The sequence below is a fragment of the Bradyrhizobium sp. USDA 4353 genome, assembly GCF_054063215.1.
Window position 1 is genome coordinate 4,351,563 of the sequence record NZ_JBSSGB010000001.1, and the last position, 13,750, is coordinate 4,365,312.

At 65.0% G+C, this 13,750-nt stretch carries 13 protein-coding genes; 10 read left to right on the plus strand and 3 right to left on the minus strand.

All coding sequences use genetic code 11. From position 1 onward, the window contains the following. Nucleotides 1-507: 507 nt before the first annotated feature. Nucleotides 508-1,056, minus strand: a complete 549-nt coding sequence (locus ACVILH_RS19495) for a cytochrome b (protein ID WP_456714339.1) — start codon at nucleotides 1,054-1,056, stop codon at nucleotides 508-510. A 321-nt stretch (nucleotides 1,057-1,377) separates the two neighbouring features. On the opposite strand from ACVILH_RS19495, the gene ACVILH_RS19500 reads away from it, so the two are divergent. Next, a complete protein-coding gene (locus ACVILH_RS19500) occupies nucleotides 1,378-3,783 on the plus strand; it encodes a DUF2235 domain-containing protein (protein WP_456714340.1) in 2,406 nt (801 codons plus the stop codon). A 140-nt stretch (nucleotides 3,784-3,923) separates the two neighbouring features. Here ACVILH_RS19500 and purB read toward each other — a convergent pair whose 3' ends face one another. After that, on the minus strand, nucleotides 3,924-5,231 hold the full coding sequence (gene purB / locus ACVILH_RS19505; RefSeq protein WP_456714341.1) for an adenylosuccinate lyase: 1,308 nt from the start codon (nucleotides 5,229-5,231) through the stop codon (nucleotides 3,924-3,926). Nucleotides 5,232-5,502: 271 nt separating this feature from the next. Here purB and ACVILH_RS19510 point away from each other — a divergent pair, with 271 nt between their 5' ends. From ACVILH_RS19510 to ACVILH_RS19535, 6 genes are all read left to right on the plus strand, one after another. Continuing rightward, complete coding sequence (locus tag ACVILH_RS19510) at nucleotides 5,503-5,676, plus strand: hypothetical protein (protein ID WP_456714342.1); 174 nt, start codon at nucleotides 5,503-5,505, stop codon at nucleotides 5,674-5,676. Next, nucleotides 5,673-6,260 (plus strand): TetR family transcriptional regulator, encoded by a 588-nt coding sequence (locus ACVILH_RS19515; protein ID WP_456714343.1) that lies wholly within the window; start codon nucleotides 5,673-5,675, stop codon nucleotides 6,258-6,260. The genes ACVILH_RS19510 and ACVILH_RS19515 overlap by 4 nt, the downstream gene beginning before the upstream one ends. Nucleotides 6,261-6,669: 409 nt before the next feature. Continuing rightward, the gene (locus ACVILH_RS19520) at nucleotides 6,670-7,446 is read left to right on the plus strand and encodes a MotA/TolQ/ExbB proton channel family protein (protein WP_456714344.1); all 777 of its coding nucleotides are present in this window, start codon (nucleotides 6,670-6,672) and stop codon (nucleotides 7,444-7,446) included. Next, nucleotides 7,443-8,114, plus strand: a complete 672-nt coding sequence (locus ACVILH_RS19525) for a hypothetical protein (protein WP_456714345.1) — start codon at nucleotides 7,443-7,445, stop codon at nucleotides 8,112-8,114. Before ACVILH_RS19520 ends, ACVILH_RS19525 begins: the two co-directional genes overlap by 4 nt. Further along, a complete protein-coding gene (locus ACVILH_RS19530) occupies nucleotides 8,111-8,719 on the plus strand; it encodes a hypothetical protein (protein ID WP_456714346.1) in 609 nt (202 codons plus the stop codon). Before ACVILH_RS19525 ends, ACVILH_RS19530 begins: the two co-directional genes overlap by 4 nt. A gap of 430 nt (nucleotides 8,720-9,149) precedes the next feature. Beyond that, nucleotides 9,150-10,088 carry a S1/P1 nuclease gene (locus ACVILH_RS19535; protein ID WP_456714347.1) on the plus strand — a complete coding sequence of 313 codons (939 nt, stop codon included), beginning with the start codon at nucleotides 9,150-9,152 and terminating at the stop codon, nucleotides 10,086-10,088. Between the two features lie 13 nt (nucleotides 10,089-10,101). Here ACVILH_RS19535 and ACVILH_RS19540 read toward each other — a convergent pair whose 3' ends face one another. Continuing rightward, the gene (locus tag ACVILH_RS19540) at nucleotides 10,102-10,827 is read right to left on the minus strand and encodes an SDR family oxidoreductase (RefSeq protein WP_456714348.1); all 726 of its coding nucleotides are present in this window, start codon (nucleotides 10,825-10,827) and stop codon (nucleotides 10,102-10,104) included. Nucleotides 10,828-10,926: 99 nt separating this feature from the next. Here ACVILH_RS19540 and ACVILH_RS19545 point away from each other — a divergent pair, with 99 nt between their 5' ends. The 3 genes from ACVILH_RS19545 to ACVILH_RS19555 all read left to right on the plus strand — a co-directional run bounded on the left by ACVILH_RS19545 (nucleotide 10,927) and on the right by ACVILH_RS19555 (nucleotide 13,749). Next, nucleotides 10,927-11,817, plus strand: a complete 891-nt coding sequence (locus ACVILH_RS19545; RefSeq protein ID WP_456714349.1) for a LysR family transcriptional regulator — start codon at nucleotides 10,927-10,929, stop codon at nucleotides 11,815-11,817. A 38-nt stretch (nucleotides 11,818-11,855) separates the two neighbouring features. Beyond that, complete coding sequence (locus tag ACVILH_RS19550) at nucleotides 11,856-12,314, plus strand: hypothetical protein (RefSeq protein ID WP_456714350.1); 459 nt, start codon at nucleotides 11,856-11,858, stop codon at nucleotides 12,312-12,314. Nucleotides 12,315-13,008: 694 nt separating this feature from the next. After that, entirely contained in the window at nucleotides 13,009-13,749 is a 741-nt protein-coding gene (locus ACVILH_RS19555; protein ID WP_456714351.1) for a metallophosphoesterase family protein, read from the plus strand. The last annotated feature ends 1 nt before the right edge of the window (nucleotide 13,750 follow it).

Here is a 13,750-nt window from a genome sequence, read left to right on the forward strand (position 1 = left end):
CACGGAAAAGAGAAGATTGAAAGTCGATCTATTCATACCGTCGCATCACGCAAAGCACCGTCGTACTGGCCGCATCGGCCGGCAGTTCTCGAGTCGAACCGAGGGCGCCGTTTAGACGTCGCGAGATTAAGCGTCAGTTCAGTGAGGGTTTCTCACGACCTCCGACCGCGCACCCTCCGCCAATAGCTGTTCGCCGGAAGCGATGACTAAAATAGATTTGTCGACCAATCAGACCGCAACAACGGAAAAAACTCGTTCATCGGCCACGACGAATCATCCTGCCTCGTGGGCGGTGCCATACAATTCGTGGTCCAGTAACCAACTACGTCGAGAGGATACGTGTGGCAAAAAAGATTTGCAACCGGCGAATCCCTGTCAAGGCAGCATCGAGCGAGGCGCGGGCCGGCGTTGACGATCGTCACGAGGGGCTCGTGAGAGGGCCCCTCGGCTGGCTGCGCTACGATGCTCGCGCGTCGAATTGTGATCGAAACGGGAGCAGTCGTCAGACTAGGCGCTGCGCCGCGGCCACATCCGGGCCAGCGTCTCGTCCTTCTTGACGAACTCGTGCCAGAGCGTCGCTGCGATGTGCAGGCCGACGACGAGATACACCACATAGGCCAGCGTATCATGCGCGATCTCGCCGGCATGGGCGACCGCCTTGTCGCCGGCGAACAGGCGCGGCCAGCTGAAGGTCCAGAAGTAGCGCAGCGAGTAGCCGCCGGCCGACGAGAACATGTAGCCAGTCACGGGCATGATCAGCAGCAGGACGTAGAGCGCCCAATGATTCAAGTGCGACAGCGCGCGGACGATCGGACCGAACGCGGCAGGCGCGGGCGGGGCGGACGTACGCGCCCGCACGATCAGCCGGGCGATCGCGAGCAGAAACAGCGTGACGCCGAGCGATTTGTGAATTTCAAGCAGCTCGCGCCGGGGCGACGTCCCCGCCGGCTGCAGGCCGCAATACAGCCCGATCAGCATCGCCGCGATGAACAGCACGGCGGTGGCCCAATGAATCCATCGCAGCCAGGGATCATAGGCGGTCGTTGTCTCGGTCATCGTCGGGTCTCGCACGCGGAGGGAGCGGCCTGCATAGAACCACGCTCGCGCGATGTCGAAGGATCAGAGGTCGACGTCGCCGCGCACGACAACTGGATGAGGGTGTCTTTCGATCATTTCTGGGTGATGCGAGTGGCGCGCACGGTCGCTGTCGCCGTCGCGAGAAGCGGACTGAACACGCCGAGACGTATGGGGACGCTCGCGCAAGGATTGTGCCTTGCTTTTCCTGCAATTGCAGCCCAAGCTCCGCGTCGGCATTCTGGTCGGGGGGACCTTATGTCCAATACTGCTCCAGGTAACGACACCGCTCCGAGAAACATCGTGCTGCTGTCCGACGGGACCGGCAACAGCGCCAAGGCGGTGTTCAAGACCAATGTCTGGCGGCTGTTCCAACTGCTCGATCTGCGCGATCCGAGCCGGCAGATCGCGTTCTACGATGACGGTGTCGGCACCTCGTCGTTCAAGCTGTTCGCAGCGCTCGGCGGCATCTTCGGCTTCGGGCTGAAGCGCAATGTCATCGCGATCTACAGCTTCTGCTGCCGCAACTACCGCCCGGGCGATCGCATCTACTGCTTCGGCTTCAGCCGCGGCGCCTTCACGATCCGGATCGTGGCGGCCATGATCGCGGGACAGGGGCTCGTTCCCTACGACAACAACGACGCCGATCTGGCGCGGTTCGCGGCCGATGCCTATCGCCGCTACCGGCGCCGCTACAACAGCGGCGTCCTCAGATATCTCGGCAGGATCGGCCTCGATCTCCGCGGCATCCGCGACTGGGGACTCCGCGAGCTGCGCAGCTGGCTCAATCTGAAGCCCGAGCCGCCGTCCATTCCGGTGGAGAGCATCCATTTCGTCGGCATCTGGGACACGGTCGACGCCTATGGCGGTCCGATCGAGGAAATGACCCGCGCCATCGATTATTGGATCTGGCCGCTGTCGATGCCGGACCAGTTCATGAGCTCGAAGATCCATCGTGCCTGCCATGCGCTGGCGATCGAGGAGGAGCGCGATGCGTTCCGCCCGGTGATCTGGGACGAGCGCTATGTCTGGGGGCGGGACGAGGCTGTGCCCGGCCGGAGTGACAAGACGGACTGGCTGTTCGGCATCGATCACGATCCGCGCAGCGAGGCCGCGAAACGCGCCGATCCGCCGCCGCGTCTGCGCACCGATCTGCCGGCCGGTGACCGCGAGCGCATCAGCCAGGTGTGGTTCACCGGCGTGCATTCCGACATCGGCGGCGGCTATCCGCAGGACGGTCTGTCCTATGTGACGCTCGACTGGATGCTCGATCGCGCCAAGGCCTATGGCCTCGTCTATCTCGATGAGCGGCGCAGGCTGCTCAGCGACCCCGAGATCGATCCATTCGACAAGCTCAACGACTCCCGCAAGGGGCTTGCCGCCTACTACCGCTACAAGCCGCGCAATCTGCGCGAGATCTACGACGCTCCACCCTACAGGCTGTCGCTGCGCTACGATATCAGTCGCATCAAATGGCTGCTGCATTCGCCGTTCAAGCCGCAGACGGAGCTTCTTGCTGGCGATCTGCATCCGAGCCTGCCACAGCCGCCATTGCGGCCGGTGAAGCCTGTCATCCACCATACCGTGTTCGAACGCATCCAGGCGGGGACCGATCACTATGCGCCGGTCGTCGTGCCCGCCAGCTACCGTCTGACCGACGGCACCGGCGCGCCCGTCGATGCGCTGCATCCGTGCGATCGGGGGGCCGCTCGGACACATGTCCAGGATGATGTCTGGAGCTGGGTGTGGCTGCGCCGCGTGGTCTATTTTGCGACGATGTTCGCGCTGCTGTTCGTCGCGGCGATTCCTTTTTTCGTCATCTACTGGCCGCGCTTCCTTTATGGCCCGCTGCATGGGCTGGGCGATCCCCTGGTCAATGCGGCCGCAGCGTTCCTGCCGAAGTTTCTCGATCCCTGGTTCGTCGCGTTCCGGGATTCCCCAGGCTTCCTGCTGATCGGAGCAGCCGTGGCGGTCGGCTTGACCGTGTGGGGCTCCTCCCTGCAGCGAACGATCCGCGACGCCGCCCGCATCGCCTGGAATGATCCGTCACGGCACAAGCCGGTGACCGGCTGGCGCGCGACGGTCTATTCGCTGCGGCGCCAAGGCTGGTATGTCGCTGGCTTCTATCTGCTCAAGACGTGGATCCTCCCCACCGGGATCATGTTCTGGCTGTTCTGGTGGCTTGCGTTCGGCGCGGCCAATACGGCCGGCCTGTTCTGCAAGGAGTCGCTGCGGCCAGTCGAGGTCGACGCGACGGAGATCGGCGCGTATCCCGGTGGAAGCATCCGGCCCGTGTTCGAAACACGGCACCATTGCTATCCGACCGCGCTGACGGTGGCGCAGGGCGAGACCTATCAGATTGCGCTCGACGTCGGCGAGGAGTGGAGCGATGGCGGCATCCCGGCGACCCCGGCCGGCTTCGGTTACGGCACCTGGACGCAACTCCCCGGGATACCCTTCAAGCGGCTGATCTGGTCGAACTGGTTCGCGCCCATCGTGCGGGTGGGCAGCACGGGGTTGGAGGAGCATCTCCCGGCCTTCCAGCAGGAATCACCCGGCAGCCGCCGCTGGACAGCCAGGTTCACGGCCCGCAGCGATGGCGAGGTGTTCGTCTACGTCAACGATACCTCCATCCTGTTTCCATGGCTGCTGTATCGCTTCTACTTCAACAACAAGGGCGATGCGGCCGTCTCGTTGAAGAAGCTGTAGCTGCTGGTGCCGTCACCGCGAGAGGAAGATGGAGGCGATGCGGGGCGCGCTCGAGACCCAGTTCCGCAAGATGTTCAAGGTCAAGCAGGACAAGTGCGAGGAGGCGGACTGACGCGCAGTCCGCCCCGCCCGAGGCGTGCTCAGCCTTCGCCGAACACGCGCTTGAATATCGTGTCGACGTGCTTGAGGTGGTAGCCGAGGTCGAACTGCTCGTCGATCTCGGCATCAGTCAGATACTTCTTCACGTCGGGGTCGGCCTTGAGCAAAGTGCGGAAGTCGCCTTCGCCGCGCCACACCGGCATCGCGTTGCGCTGGACGAGCTTGTAGGAGTCCTCGCGGCTCGCGCCCTTCTGGGTCAGCGCGATCAAGAGGCGCTGCGAGTGGACGAGGCCGCCGAGCTTGTCGAGGTTCTTCTCCATGTTGGCCGGGTAGACCAGGAGCTTCTCGATCAGTCCGGCGAGGCGCACCAGCGCGAAGTCGAGCGTGACGGTGGCGTCGGGGCCGATCATGCGCTCGACCGAGGAGTGCGAGATGTCGCGCTCGTGCCAGAGCACGACGTTCTCCATCGCCGGCGTCACATAGGCGCGCACCATGCGGGCGAGGCCGGTGAGGTTCTCCGACAGCACCGGATTGCGCTTGTGCGGCATGGCAGAGGAGCCCTTCTGGCCCTCCGAGAAAAACTCCTCGGCCTCCAGCACTTCCGTGCGCTGCAGGTGGCGGACCTCGGTGGCGAGGCGCTCGACCGAGGAGGCGATCACGCCCAGCGTTGCAAAAAACATCGCGTGGCGGTCGCGCGGAATGACCTGGGTCGACACCGGCTCCGGCGTCAGGCCCATCGCCTTGGCGACGTGCTCCTCCACGCGCGGGTCGATCTGCGCGAAGGTGCCGACGGCGCCCGAAATCGCGCAGGTGGCGACTTCTTTCCGCGCGGCGACCAGGCGCTCGCGGGCGCGCGTGAATTCGGCATAGGCATAAGCGAGCTTGAGGCCGAAGGTGACCGGCTCGGCATGGATGCCGTGCGAGCGGCCGATGGTCGGCGTCATCTTGTGCTCGAAGGCGCGCTTCTTCAGCGCGGCGAGAACCTTGTCGAGATCGGCGAGCAGCAGGTCGGCGGCGCGGGTGAGCTGCACGTTGAGGCAGGTGTCGAGCACGTCTGAGGACGTCATGCCCTGGTGCACGAAGCGCGCCTCGGGGCCGACGATCTCGGCCAGGTGCGTCAGGAAGGCGATGACGTCGTGCTTGGTCTCGCGCTCGATCTCGTCGATGCGGGCGACGTCAAAGGTAGCGTCCTTGGCCTTGGCCCAGATCGTCTTGGCGGCGTCCTTCGGGATCGTGCCGAGCTCGGCCAGCGCATCCGCCGCATGCGCCTCGATCTCGAACCAGATCTTGAACCGGGTCTGCGGCTCCCAGATCGAGGCCATTTCGGAACGGGTATAGCGGGGGATCATCAGGGCTCTCCGAGGCAGGAGGTGAGGTGGGCGGGACCATCGCGGCCGCGCCAGCAGCATTTTACGCCGTGCTCTACCAGAGCCGCCGGGGTGACACAAACGGCGGGTTTCCGGTCCGATATAGGGCGTTCGCCTGTATCTAAATACCAAAATCAAAAATTGCGCTGACAGATATTGAAATCTGTCAGCGCGATGGTGTATGTTCGACGCATGATCAACTAGCACTGTCTGACCATGGGTTCAGCGGTTTCACATGCGAAGGACCGCTTCGATGAAGATTGAAAAGCGATTGCTCCACACACAATTCCAGGACTGGCTGAATCTCCAGATTGCCCGCCATCTGGAAGCGCAGGCTGCGAAGTTCGACGCAGTCTCGGTTACCGACAGGGGCGAGCCGATCCAGATCAAAGCGCATCCCCGTGATGCCGATATGGTGCACGCATGAATGAGGCCGTGGTTCTGACATCCGAGCGCATCCTCGAAGTCACCGAGGACGTGTTGCGCCGTTATGGGCTCGCCAAAGCGACGGTCGTCGACGTCGCGAGAGCGCTCGATGTCAGCCACGGCTCCGTCTACCGCCACTTCCCGAGCAAGGCGTCGCTGCGCGAAGCCGTGGCGAAACGCTGGCTTGAGCGCGTCAGCAAGCCCTTGGCGCAGATCGCCGCCGAGCCGGGCCCTGCGCCGGCCAAGCTCGAGCGCTGGCTGCGCGAGCTGTTCGACGCCAAGCACAAGCGCGTCTGCGAAGATCCCGAGATGTTCGCGACCTATCTGACCCTTGCACGCGAGGCCTGCATGGTGGTGAGGGCGCACAAGCAGGACCTGATCGCCCAGGTGGAAGGCATCATCACGGAAGGCGTCGCCCAGGGTGCGTTCGATGTCGCCGACCCGAAGACCGCCGCCGCCGCGATCTTCGATGCCACCCGCAGCTTCCATCACCCGGCTCACGCCGATGAATGGGCTGATTGCACCTGCCAGGCGCGCGTCGATGCCGTGCTGAGCTTGTTGTTGCGCGGGCTCGCGGCGCGTTAGCGCATGGAGCTTGTAGGGTGGGCAAAGGCGCATGGCACGATCTCGGTTCGTGCCGAGATGTCGCGCGCCGTGCCCACCATCGGCCAGCGCGCTCCGCCGCGAAACGGTGGGCACGGCGCCACTGCGATCTCTGTCGAGGACATAGCACGGCGGCGCCTTTGCCCACCCTACAGATCCCTCAGGCCGCTGCCGCCAATCGCTCCGCAGGTTTCGTCCGCTTGCATCCATTTTGACGGACCAGCCGCTGATGTGAGGCGACAAGGCGGCGGCCGCACCGCAGCAAGCGCAAGGTTGTGAACCTCTCCGCGCACCATTGTCGCAGATGTCTTTGGACGGCGTTTCCCCGCTCTGCTTAACTCTCTCCTGAATGCGCCGGACATAACGGGCGCAGCACCGGGGAGATCGATGCATGAGCGTGGTCAGCAATACAGACCGGGTGGAACCCGCGCGTGATCCCGCCGAGCGCGGCCCTCTGCTGCTCTGGATGATCTTCACCGGGCTCACCGTGTTCGCCGCCGTGGTGCTGGCGCGCTACGGCTACTTCCATCTCATGGTCGCCTCCGACCGCACCTACATCTCCAGTATCATCGCCGTGCTCTATGTCGTGACCTGCTGTCACTGCTTCTGGCGGACGCGGGCGATCGCGCGTGAGGCGGATGCGGCGCGAGGCTGCCGCGCCGTGCTGATCGGCCCCGATGCCGAGCGCGCGCTCGAGCCGGATGCGCAGGTGCTGCCGAAGGGCCTCGTCACCAATCACATCAAGAGTCTCGTCACCAAGGCGCGGACGCAAGGGGCAGGGCGGCTCGACCAGACGCTGCTGCTGCGCACGCTGGCCGACCGCCTGCGCGGCTCCAACGGCTTCGGCGGCTTCGCCTCGGACACCCTCATGAAGCTCGGCCTGCTCGGCACCATCATCGGCTTCATCATCATGCTGGCGCCGATCGCGGGCCTCGATGTCAACGACAAGCTCGCGATGAAGTCCTCGATGGGCCTGATGAGCGACGGCATGGCGGTCGCGATGTACACCACGCTCGCCGGCCTCGTCGGCTCGATCCTCGTGCGCATCCAGTACTACATGCTCGATGCCGCCACCGGCCGCGTGTTCTCCGACGCCGTCATGCTGACGGAAACGCGGGTGACGCCGCGGCTCGAGCGCGCCATGGAGCGCGCGGAGCAGGGCGCATGATGGACGATTTCGGGCTCTATCCGCGCGACGAGCCATTCGATCCGTTCAGCGTCATGCTGTTCAAGGCGCTGCAGATCGTCGCGTTTTTCTTCTTCATCGCCGTGCTCGCGATCTCGCCGGACGCCAAGGACGGCAAGGTCGACAGCAAGGCCGAGTTCCTGATCACGATGGACTGGCCCGACAACCATCCCGACGATCTCGACCTGTTCGTGCAGGACCCCGTCGGCAACATCGCCTGGTACCGGCATCGCGAGGCCGGCTTTCTCACGCTCGATCGCGACGACCGCGGCGGCGCCAACGATTTCATCCTCGTCAACGGGCTGAAGATCCCCTCGGCCATCCGCGAGGAGATCGTGACCATCCGGGGCATCGTCGCCGGCGAATACACCGTCAACATCTCGCATTTCCAGAACGTCAGCGGCGCGCCGGTCGAGGCCAAGGTCAAGGTGCAGAAGCTCAACCCCACCGCGCAGGTGATCTTCGACGACAAGGTCGTGCTCGATCATTCCGGTGACGAGAAGACCGCGTTGCGCTTCAAGCTCGATGCCACGGGCAAGGTGATCGACGTGCAGCGCCGGCCGAAATCGCTGCTCGAGACCTTTCGGAACGTCCGCGCCAATGGCGCCGATCTCGATCCCAAGACCGGCGTCAGGATGATCAGCCGATGACGAGCAGCCTGCAAACCGTCATCGTCACGCTCTCCGTGTGCTACGCGCTGATCGGCGCGCTGCTACTGCTGGTGCTGGTCTATGCGCGGCTGCCATGGCCCGTGAAGGCCGTCGCTGTCGTCGTCACCAGTGCGTTCTACGTCGGCAGCTTCGTCGGCGCCCGCGGCCTGCTCGGCTGGGCCAGCGTCGACCGGCTGCCCAAGGCCTTCAAGGTGCTGCAGGTCAGGATCGTCGATCCGCACAGCGTCGAGGGCGACCCCGGCGCGGTCTATCTGTGGGTCGAGCGGCTCGACGACGACAACAGGCCGAGCGGCGTGCCGCGCGCCTATCGCATCCCCTACAGCGACACGCTCGCCGAGAAGGCGCAGCACGCCGCCGACCAGATCGCCGCCGGCCACCCGCAAGGCGGCCGCGCCGCCGATTTCGGCACCGGCGACGGCGGCGTCATCGACGCCGCGCGCGAATACATCCTGCCACGGGCGATCATCGAGACCGCCGGCGGCGATCCCTCGACCGGCGAGTTCAAGGCGGCGAAGAATGCCGGCGACGGCGTGTCTTTCACGCCGCTGCTGCCGCCGCGCATGCCGCCGAAGGATGAGCAGTAAGGAGGTCTCGCGTCATTTGATATCTCTCTCGACGTCGAACTTGCTCCTGCGCAGCTTCCCCGTTGATGCACCCTTGTGATGCACCCTTGATGCGCCGCTGCTCCTCACCCTGAGGAGCGCGCCACCTTGGCGCGCGTCTCGAAGGGCGAGGCCCGGCTGTCGGCCTCATGGTTCGAGACGCGCCGCGCCCGAGGCCTCTCGCCTTGCAATTGGCCACGTGCGGCGCGGCGCTCCTCACCATGAGGATCTGGCACCGAAGGCGGTCCTGCATATCGACCATGAATACGCCCCCGTGTGACGCCAGCATGACGACGGCTTGGCTCGCTATCCGGTGCAGCGATGGTGAAATTGCCAATCTTTCCTGGTCACGTTAGGCTCGCGACCATTGCCCGATCCCGTGCTTTTTCGAATGACCCGAGGGGACTTTGCGATGCGCAAGCTGACGATTGCATTGGCCGTTACGATATTGTGGCCCGCCGCGCAGGCCCTGGCATGGTGGGACGAAGGCCACATGCAGATCGCGTATCTGGCCTACAAGAAGCTGTCCCCGGCGGCGCGGGACCGGGCCGATGCGCTGCTCAAGCTCAACCCGGATTATCCCGGCTGGATCGCCGGCGCGCCCGCAGGCCAGGAGAAGCTCTACGCCTTCGTGCACGCGGCGACCTGGCCGGACGACATCAAGATGAAGCCGGACTATTATGACGACCAGGTGACGGATTCGACGGCGAAGCAGCTGGTGCCGTACGGTCATCTCAAGCATCAGTACTGGCACTACAAGGACGCGCTGTTCTCGGCTGACGACACGCCGCTGCCGCGCCCTGATGCTGTGGATGCGGTGTCGCAGCTCAAGCTGATGATCGCGAAGCTGCCAGCCAACACCGACGCCTCGGAGGCGCTGCGCTCCTACAGTCTCAGCTGGATGATCCACCTCGTCGGGGATCTACACCAGCCGCTGCACGCCATCGCCCGCTATTCGGCCGCGCTGCCGGACAAGGGCGGCGACCGCGGCGGCAATGAGGAGCAGGTGATCGCCGCGAACGGCGAGACGCAGAATCTGCACGCTTATTGGGACGGCATCTTCGGCGGCTATTCGAGCGTGTTCGGCGCGATCTTCGACGCCGACCAGCGCGGCGGCCTGTCATCAGTCACGCCCGACGCCGGCAAGGCGCAGATCATCGACCCCGCGGTGTGGGCGCAAGAGAGCTTCGATCTCGCCAAGTCTGTCGCCTATGCTGCCCCCATTCGCACCGACAAGCAGCCGGTGGAGCTGACGCGCGAGTACGAGACCAACGCCCGCGATCTCGCCCGCAAGCAGGCGGCACTTGCCGCCGCCCGGCTCGCCAACCTGCTCGAGGTGCTCTTGCGGTAGAGCCGCCCGCGCTTCACGGCGCCCGCGTCGGCCGGACGACGATCTCGTTGACGTCGACATCGTCGGGTTGCTCGATGGCATAGCGCACGGCGCGGCCGATCGCGTCCGGCTGAAGGGCGATCGCGCGATAGCTGCGCATCATCTCGGCTGCGGTCTCGTCGGTGATGGTGCTGGCGAGCTCGCTTTCCACCACGCCTGGATGGATGCAGGTGACGCGCAGCTTGTCGTTTTCCTGCCGGAGCCCGTCCGAGATCGCCCGCACGGCGTGCTTGGTCGCGCAGTAGACGGCGGCGGTCGGCACGACCTGCAGAGCGCCGATCGAGGCGATGTTGATGATGTGTCCGGAGCCGCGCGCGAGCATGCCGGGCAACACCGCCGCGATGCCGTTCAGCACGCCCTTGATGTTGACGTCGACCATGCGGTCCCACTCCTCGACCTTCATCGCGGCCATCGGCGAGAGCGGCATGATGCCGGCATTGTTGATCATGACGTCCACGTGCCCCCACAGCGCGCGCGCAGCCTCGGCGAAGGCGGCGACATCGGCGCGGTCGGTCACATCCAGCGCCCGAACCTCGGCGGTCCGGCCGGCCGCGCGCAGCTCGGCGGCCAGCGCCTCCAGCCGATCCAGGCGGCGCGCGCCCAGCAGCAGCCGCGCGCCCGCGGCCGCCAGCTCTCGTGCGATCCCGGCGCCAATGCCGCTCGAAGCTCCGGTAATCAGGACGACCTTGTCGATAGCCATGTTCAACTCCCGTCGGTTGGTGACGGGCGGAAGCTAGGTGGGCAGCATTGTCACGACAATTTGCCCAATGCTTGCCTCGGTGGTAAGCATTTCTAACCAATGCGGATCGACAAGAACATCATCGAGCTGTTCGTGGCGGTGGCCGATGCCGGCAGCTTCCGCCTTGCCGGGGACCGGCTGGGCGTGACGCGGTCCGCCGTCAGCCAGGCCATGCGCAAGCTGGAGGACCATCTCGGGATTTCCCTGGTCAGCCGGACGACCCGCAGCTTCAGCCTGACCGAGGCGGGACGCCGTTTCTATGCGGATGTCGCGCCGGCGATCGGCGCGCTGAATGCCGCCGCCGAGCAGATCGGCGACAAGGCCGGACCCCCGTCCGGCCTGCTGCGGCTGGCCGTGTCCTCCATCGCCGAACGCTTCATCTCCGGGCCATTGCTGGCCTCGTTCATGCAAACCTATCCCGCGATCGAACTGGACATCACCATCACCGACGACACCTTCGACATCGTCGCCGAGCACTACGACGCAGGCGTGCGCCTCGGAGAAGTCATCGCGCAGGACATGATCGCTGTCCCGGTGTCCGGAGATCAGAGGCAGCTGGCCTTTGCCGCACCGAGCTATCTGGAACAGCACGGCGCGCCGGCGCACCCGCGCGATCTGATCCATCATGCCTGCATCGGCTGGCGGCCCGCCCCGCTGGCTGCTCCCTATCGCTGGGAGTTCACCGAAGCGGGCAGGGACTTCAATGTCGAGGTGAAGCCCAGCCTGACGACCAACGACATGTTGTTGATGATCCGCACCGCATGCGCGGGCGGCGGCATCACCTTCGGCATGGAGGAGACGTTCCAGCCCTACGTCGCGCGTGGGGAATTGGTGCCTTTGCTCGAAAGCTTCTCCGCGCCGTTTGCCGGATTCTACCTCTACTTTCCGAGGCGCCGGAACCTCGCGCCCAAGCTCCGCGTGCTCATCGATCATGCGAGGCGGCGACTATGACAGCAGCGCGCGTTGCCCGGAGACCTGGGAGCCATCGTGTGAAGAAGATCGTTCTCGCCATCATCGTCCTCATGCTCGTTCCAACAGCGTTTGTTGGTGTGGTTCTCATGTTGCCTTGGGACCCGATTGCACTCCCGAAATGCCCGTCGCCCGCGGGCGTGCCAGCGTTTCGTCGATTTGATGATGTGCCTCCGGAGCTGGTCCGCGCTCTGACGCAACGCGTCGGCGAGATCGTGCCTGTTGGCGCATGGTTCGACGCCACGGACGTGGTCTTGACCGGCAAATTTCGCCGCTTGATCTTCATCTGGCGCCGGAACAACAGATGGGTGGTCGCAACCGAGCACGGAGGTTTTGTCTACAACAATCCGATCTTTGCCTTTCAGATCGAGGGGGATGGGCGAGAAGCGGTGTTTGTGAGAGAAGAGATCGCGGAGCCTCGCACGATTTGCTCGGCTGCATCCAGCCTTCTTGACTTTGTCGGCCCGCCAGGGACGTAGCCCGGACGAGCGAAGCGACATCCGGGTTCACCGATGCAGCGCGTGAGACCCCGGATGTCGCTACGCTCATCCGGGCTACGAAGTGGCTCACGCCATCTCCCCACCTGCGATGACATGTGAGCGGGACGCAAATTTCTGTTTCCATTTTTCAGAAATCATGCTATACGCCATCATCCCGTCCCGAGCAGAGGGACGTAGCGCGCGATCGTCACGATACGTGGGGCGGGGAAGCGATGGACGCTGGGCCGGCGTGAGACGAGCGCTTGGCCTTGCGGACGTGAAGTCGTGTGGTCCTGGCACCCCGATGCTGGTGTCCCCCGCGCAACGCGCGCAAGCGCGTTGTCGCGGCACGGTGGCCAAAAAGCCGGTGCACCGAGGAGATCACGATATAAGCGTTAAAACCGTCGCGCGGGGAATGCCGGATGTTCGGCTGAACCTGTGGTGACTGCCGCCTGCTTTTTTTCCTGCAGGCGGGCCATGGGTGAGGCCTTCACCCGGCATTCCCCGCGCCCTCTCGCTTGTTCGATGGGGCACAGCGATCGCACAGCTCGGGCGAGATCCGCCGCGAGAACGCGACGTCGTGACGCCGATGGATCGGCCGCGCCGAAAAACTCCTTGCTCCGATCCGCCTGGTTTGATGTTGCTCAAATTCCGTGCGAAGCCCACTTGTACGGTGGGAAGCGGGAGGTCACGGGTGCTGCTGGCGATATTCACCGACATCCATGCCAATCGGCAGGCCTTCGCCGCCTGCCTGGAGGCGGCGCGCGCCCGCGGCGCCGAGCGCCTCATCTGCCTCGGCGACATCGTCGGCTACGGCGCCGATCCGGAATGGTCGGTCGACACGGTGATGGAGATCGTCGCCGCGGGCGGCCTCGCGGTGCGCGGCAATCACGACAATGCGGTCTCCACCTCGAGCGAGAGCATGAATGCGGAGGCGCAGGCGGCGATCGAATGGACGCGCGGCCGGCTCAGCGCCGAGCAGCGCCGTTTCCTCGCCGAGCTGCCGATGAGCGTCGGTGACGAGGACCGGCTGTTCGTGCATTCGGAGGCGTCGAGCCCGCCGCGCTGGCGCTACATCCAGAGCTCGGCTGATGCGGCGCGCAGCATGATCGCGACCGCGGCGCAGGTGACGTTCTGCGGCCATATCCATCGCCCGGCGCTGTACTCGATGTCGACCACCGCCAAGATGACGAGCTTCACGCCGACGGCCAACATGCCGATCCAACTCTTGCGCGGAAGGCAATGGCTCGCCGTGGTCGGCTCGGTCGGCCAGCCGCGCGATGGCGATCCCGCCGCGTCCTTCGTGACATTCGAGACCAGGACGCGCGAGCTGACCTATTGCCGCGTACCCTATGACGTCGAGGCTGCGGCGCAGCGCATTCGCGACAACGGCCTGCCGCCCTGGCTGGCGCAGCGGCTCTCGATGGGGCGCTAGA

What these genes read in the sequence shown, in the direction of transcription:
- ACVILH_RS19495 (WP_456714339.1), bottom strand. Translation starts at nt 1,056, where the DNA reads ATGACCGAGACAACGACCGCCTATGATCCCTGGCTGCGATGGATTCAT.
- purB (WP_456714341.1), bottom strand. Translation starts at nt 5,231, where the DNA reads ATGATCCCCCGCTATACCCGTTCCGAAATGGCCTCGATCTGGGAGCCG.
- ACVILH_RS19510 (WP_456714342.1), top strand. Translation starts at nt 5,503, where the DNA reads ATGAAGATTGAAAAGCGATTGCTCCACACACAATTCCAGGACTGGCTG.
- ACVILH_RS19515 (WP_456714343.1), top strand. Translation starts at nt 5,673, where the DNA reads ATGAATGAGGCCGTGGTTCTGACATCCGAGCGCATCCTCGAAGTCACC.
- ACVILH_RS19520 (WP_456714344.1), top strand. Translation starts at nt 6,670, where the DNA reads ATGAGCGTGGTCAGCAATACAGACCGGGTGGAACCCGCGCGTGATCCC.
- ACVILH_RS19525 (WP_456714345.1), top strand. Translation starts at nt 7,443, where the DNA reads ATGATGGACGATTTCGGGCTCTATCCGCGCGACGAGCCATTCGATCCG.
- ACVILH_RS19530 (WP_456714346.1), top strand. Translation starts at nt 8,111, where the DNA reads ATGACGAGCAGCCTGCAAACCGTCATCGTCACGCTCTCCGTGTGCTAC.
- ACVILH_RS19535 (WP_456714347.1), top strand. Translation starts at nt 9,150, where the DNA reads ATGCGCAAGCTGACGATTGCATTGGCCGTTACGATATTGTGGCCCGCC.
- ACVILH_RS19540 (WP_456714348.1), bottom strand. Translation starts at nt 10,827, where the DNA reads ATGGCTATCGACAAGGTCGTCCTGATTACCGGAGCTTCGAGCGGCATT.
- ACVILH_RS19545 (WP_456714349.1), top strand. Translation starts at nt 10,927, where the DNA reads ATGCGGATCGACAAGAACATCATCGAGCTGTTCGTGGCGGTGGCCGAT.